At 44.9% G+C, this 4,649-nt stretch carries 5 protein-coding genes; all 5 read right to left on the bottom strand.

Going from position 1 to position 4,649, the window contains the following annotated elements; all coding sequences use genetic code 11:
* Positions 1-164 precede the first annotated feature (164 nt).
* The 5 genes from V7L97_RS11430 to V7L97_RS11410 are packed head-to-tail and all read right to left on the bottom strand — an operon-like array spanning position 165 to position 4,496.
* Positions 165-2,240, bottom strand: coding sequence for a chemotaxis protein CheA (locus V7L97_RS11430; protein WP_333656088.1), 2,076 nt, complete (start codon positions 2,238-2,240; stop codon positions 165-167).
* Complete coding sequence (locus tag V7L97_RS11425) at positions 2,227-2,694, bottom strand: Hpt domain-containing protein (protein WP_333656087.1); 468 nt, start codon at positions 2,692-2,694, stop codon at positions 2,227-2,229. Before V7L97_RS11425 ends, V7L97_RS11430 begins: the two co-directional genes overlap by 14 nt.
* Positions 2,695-2,721: 27 nt before the next feature.
* Positions 2,722-3,087 carry a response regulator gene (locus V7L97_RS11420; RefSeq protein ID WP_333656084.1) on the bottom strand — a complete coding sequence of 122 codons (366 nt, stop codon included), beginning with the start codon at positions 3,085-3,087 and terminating at the stop codon, positions 2,722-2,724.
* A gap of 1 nt (position 3,088) precedes the next feature.
* Positions 3,089-4,306, bottom strand: a complete 1,218-nt coding sequence (locus V7L97_RS11415) for a methyl-accepting chemotaxis protein (RefSeq protein WP_333656080.1) — start codon at positions 4,304-4,306, stop codon at positions 3,089-3,091.
* A gap of 31 nt (positions 4,307-4,337) precedes the next feature.
* Positions 4,338-4,496, bottom strand: a complete 159-nt coding sequence (locus V7L97_RS11410; protein ID WP_333656079.1) for an STAS domain-containing protein — start codon at positions 4,494-4,496, stop codon at positions 4,338-4,340.
* Positions 4,497-4,649: the final 153 nt, after the last annotated feature.

The raw sequence follows: 4,649 nt of genomic DNA, 5'->3' as shown, positions 1-4,649 counted from the left end.
ACTGAACGGCTTCCTGTCTCCCTTTCTGCCAATGCCTGCGTCATAAAGACCTCCTTCCTGCACTGCAGAACCTTTTGAACTTTTTAAACGATTTGAACCGCCCTAATCCTTTTCAAAATTAACTCCTTGCACAAATCGTTCAAACAGTTCAATTTGTTCAAGTTTTACATTTTTTTTACCATTTCTACAATCCCCGGCACATCTAAAACCAGCGCCACCCTGCCGTCCCCGAGTATTGTTCCTCCTCCTATGCCGCTAACCCTGGGCGTTGCAGATCCAAGATTCTTTATAACAATCTGCTGCTCACCCATAAGCTCATCAACCAGAAGGCCGTATTTCCTGCCTTCATGCATTGTAACTATCACAATCGCATCCCACGGGTCTTTCTTCCACGATGTTATGCCTAAAATCTCATAGAGTCGTATCAACGGAATATATTCGCCCCTTACATTTATCACCTCTCCCTTTTCATTAAGCGACTTGACATCCATCCTGTTCGGTCTGAGCGACTCGACAACAGATGTTACCGGTATTGCAAAAACCTCTTCGCCAACGAGTAATGTGAGACCGTCTATTATTGCGAGGGTCAGGGGGAGCTTAATTGACATGGTTGTGCCAGTATCCTGCCTTGTCCGGATATATACCTTCCCGTTAAGGGACTCTATATTCTTCTTAACCACATCCATTCCCACCCCGCGACCAGAAACGTCGGTTACGCTCTCGGCAGTCGAGAAGCCCGGCATGAAAATGAGGTTGTATATATGATCGTCTGCAAGGCCGGACCCTGAACTTATTATCCCTTTTGAAACAGCTTTTTCAATTATCTTTTCTTTATTCAGTCCTCTGCCGTCATCTTCTACATCTATGTAAACAGAGTCTCCCATCTGATAGGCTCTCAGATGGATCGTCCCCTTTGCAGGTTTGCCTTTAGACAGTCTTTCTTCGGGTGTCTCGATCCCGTGGTCTATGGAGTTGCGTATTAGATGCACCAGGGGGTCTGCTATCTTTTCGAGAACTCCTTTATCGAGCTCTGTATCCTCACCTGTAATAATAAGCTCTATGTTTTTGTTTTTTGATGCTGAAAGCTCTCTTACAAGCCTTGTGAATCTCTGAAAAACCTCTCCCACAGGCAGCATCCTGAGAGACATTGCGCTCTCCTGAATATCGCTGCCTATCCTCTGAAGCTGCGAAAACAGGACATCGAGCCTTTCTGCAGTTGCATTGCCTCCATTGCCTTGCCAATTACCTTGAATAACCTGTTGGAACATCGAGTGTATTATCACCATCTCCCCGACAATGTTTATAAGGTGGTCAAGTTTTTTCAAGTCTACTCTGATGGTTGATGATACAGCGCCTTTAAACGACTCGATTTTTTTCTGGCTCTGCTTCTCAAGCACCCTTTCTATCTCCTTTGGTGTGACCTTCCCCTGTTCAATCAGGATCTCACCCAACTTTTTCTGGGTTTTTAGTGCATCTTCTACGTCCTCGGCCTTTACAATGCCTTCATCCACAAGCATCTTCCCTATAGGTGTCATATACTTTTCATATTCATGCGATGTTACAGGCAATATCCTTATGTCGCTCCCATCTTCCACAAACTCAAATACATTCTTTATTTCTGACTCATCTCCGTTTGTTCTAAGCTGTATGTCCCACCTGAGATATAGGTTTTCAGGGTTCATATCCGAAAGTGCGGGGACAGCATCCGCAATTGCCTTTATGTTCGCTATTGCACCCAGTTTCTTCAGGTCATTTATTATGATTAAAGGGTCTATGCCCCTTTTAAGGAGGTCGGGGGACGGGACAAAGATAATCTTAAATGTTTTTATCTCTTGACCCCTGACTACTGACTCCGAACTCTTTTTTATCTCCTCCATACGCCTTATTAAATCCGTACATCTGCTGAAATCAAAGGCTGTTTCCGATGCCACGCATCCAACCATCTCCTTTATCACATCAGCAGCCTCGAGCAAGACATTGATTAAATCCTTGCCTGCGCTTAGACTATCCTGGCGCACCATATCGAGTATCTCCTCCATAACATGTGTAAACCGTGAAATATCTTTGAGCCCTATGCTTCCGCTTGAGCCTTTTATTGTATGCGCAGCCCTGAAAATGGTATTAAGCAATTCCTTGTCATCAGGAGATCTTTCAAGCTGCAGGAGTCCGTTTTCAAGCTCTACCAGCCTCTCCATGGCCTCATCGACAAAAACGCCATATAGTTTTTTAAAGTCCACCATGCCTGCCCCCCTCGATACTGCTTTTGTACGCCTCCATCTGTTGTATCATTCTCTCGCACACAGAAGGTTCTAATTGCTTATTTAACGCCGCGGCCTCGACCAATTCCCACATTATGTCTCCGGCTTGAAGCAGGGCATCTATCAATCCCCTATCTATGGCTATTTTCCCATCACGCACAAGCAAAAGCAGGTCTTCAACAGAATGGGCATATCTGTAAATATAATCCAGTCCGACCGTCCCGCTTGAGCTTTTGAGATTATGGGCTATCCTGAAGATATTGTTTATAAGCTCTTTATCACGTGGAGATTTTTCGAGATGTAAGAGCCCGTTCTCAAATTCTGCCAACCACTCCCTTGCATTATCTATAAAAGAGATATATAACCTGCTATGCAGATCAGCCGGAAGATGCATATGCCCGCTATCTCTACACTGCCGCACTACATCGGTTGTCATGATGTCTCTTTTGCCGTTCCTTTCCGCTTATTTCGCAAACTTCTTAACAATATCTATCAATTGCTCCGGCGTAAAAGGCTTCACTATCCAGCCGCTGGCGCCTGCCTGCTTGCCCTCCTGCTTTTTAGCTTCCTGAGACTCCGTGGTGAGCATTACTATGGGCGTAAATTTATATCCCGGGTTGTTTCTCACCTGTTTTATGAATTCGATGCCGTCCATTTCAGGCATATTGAGGTCTGTTATCACCATTTCTATCTTTGTGCCGTTGAGTTTCCTCATCGCATCTTTCCCGTTTATGGCATCGATCACATCGTACCCTGCATCCCTCAATGCAAAGGAAACCAGTTGCCTCATAGACGCAGAATCATCCACTATCAATACAGTCTTTGACATATCAGACACCTCCTATCGTTTTTCTCATCACTTCCCTTTCCGATTCCATCGTATATATCTTTTCAAGCCATTCCGCGCTGCCGTTGCCTTCCCATTCATGGATCTTTTCGCTCATGCTCCTTGCCTTTTGCGTTATGTCTTCGAGTTCTGCCTTAAAGGACACAAGCGGCTCTATCACATGCTCTATGCGCTGCCTCGTTATGTCCTGAAACTGCATAGATATGACTATGCTGCTTATATCCTTTGCAAGGGATTCTGTCTCTGCGCCCATCTCATTAAGCTTGATCTTCGCCTCATTCATGATGTCGTCAATCTTTTTTAGTGCGCCTTCTACTACCACCTCTGCCTTTGAGGAACGGGCGCTGCTTTCAGAAGCACTCTTCTCTGTCTTCGAATAAATCACCTTTATGTCTGTCTCTACCTTTGTGATAAGTTTCTTTATCTCGTCGGCAGCGGTATTGGACCTGTAAGAAAGCCTTCTCACCTCGTCGGCAACTATAGCAAATCCCCTTCCGTGCTCTCCTGCCCTTGCAGCCTCTATTGCTGCATTCAAGGCAAGAAGATTTATCTGGTCTGCTATATACTCGATCTCTGCGACTATCTTTTTTATATGCCCTGCATCCTCCATGATTATCTCCATATCATTCAGCGTCTGCACTGTGACAGCAGTCATTTCCCTCAGGCTTTCTATTACATCTGACAAAGCCCTCTTGCTTAAGTTCATAAGGGCATCTTCACTGTTGCTTTCTGTAAAACTGCTGAGGGCGCCCGATGCCTTCTTTGCCTGATTCCTTGCCCTCTGCACAATGTTCATGAACTTTTCGCCTATATCCAGTGCTGCGGATTCCGTCTGTTTGGTTACCTCGTTAAGCTGGCTGGTCAAGACGGGGATTATCTGTGCCCTGTTGTTAAGATGTGCTGTTATGGGCTGTACCAGCGTCTCTATTTCCGAAAGGTGCCTCTTCTTTATTTCCCTGTGTTGTTCATCCAGAATGCCCGTATATCTCTTAACCAATGCCCGTGCTATGATAATAGCTGCTGCATACAACAGGACTACAACTATTACCCGTGTTGTTTCAGAGACTATAAAAGATGTCAATACAACCGGCAGCATAACAGCAGCCATCCCCCCGGTCGCTGCTAAAACAGGCCTTCTATCCACAAGGGGGACTTTGTCCTCCTTGTGGAATCCCCCTTTTAAAAGTTTATTCGGTCTCATATAATCCTCTCTCATGCTCCTGTTGCTCCATTCATAATTGAATCCCCATTAATAGAAGTACTCTGTCCACTTCCTCGGAAGTCATGAAACTCAGGCTCTTGCCGCACTCCTGACATTCCCTTTTCGCTGCAATGAGCATCTGTATGGCTGCCGTGTCTATCTTTTTCACATTGGTAATATCTACTTTCACTTCATCTCATTTTAGAAATGCATCCCTGAGCATGCTTACATTTTTGTAGAGCTCATTAATTGTCAGTTCATCGTTAAAGGTTATGACCGCTGACATACCGCACCTCCTCTTCTAACGAAGTTTGTCAAACATATACTTACAATCTGTTAAAGT

It is taken from the genome of Dissulfurispira sp. (assembly GCF_036745535.1).
In the GTDB taxonomy this organism is placed as follows: Bacteria; Nitrospirota; Thermodesulfovibrionia; order Thermodesulfovibrionales; family Dissulfurispiraceae; genus Dissulfurispira.
The sequence above is the reverse complement of the archived record's forward strand: the minus strand, read 5'-3'. Positions and strand labels throughout refer to the sequence as shown.

Excerpts from the sequence above, each read along its gene's own strand:
- V7L97_RS11430 (WP_333656088.1), bottom strand. The coding sequence starts at position 2,240 with ATGGTGGACTTTAAAAAACTATATGGCGTTTTTGTCGATGAGGCCATG.
- V7L97_RS11425 (WP_333656087.1), bottom strand. The coding sequence starts at position 2,694 with ATGACAACCGATGTAGTGCGGCAGTGTAGAGATAGCGGGCATATGCAT.
- V7L97_RS11420 (WP_333656084.1), bottom strand. The coding sequence starts at position 3,087 with ATGTCAAAGACTGTATTGATAGTGGATGATTCTGCGTCTATGAGGCAA.
- V7L97_RS11415 (WP_333656080.1), bottom strand. The coding sequence starts at position 4,306 with ATGAGACCGAATAAACTTTTAAAAGGGGGATTCCACAAGGAGGACAAA.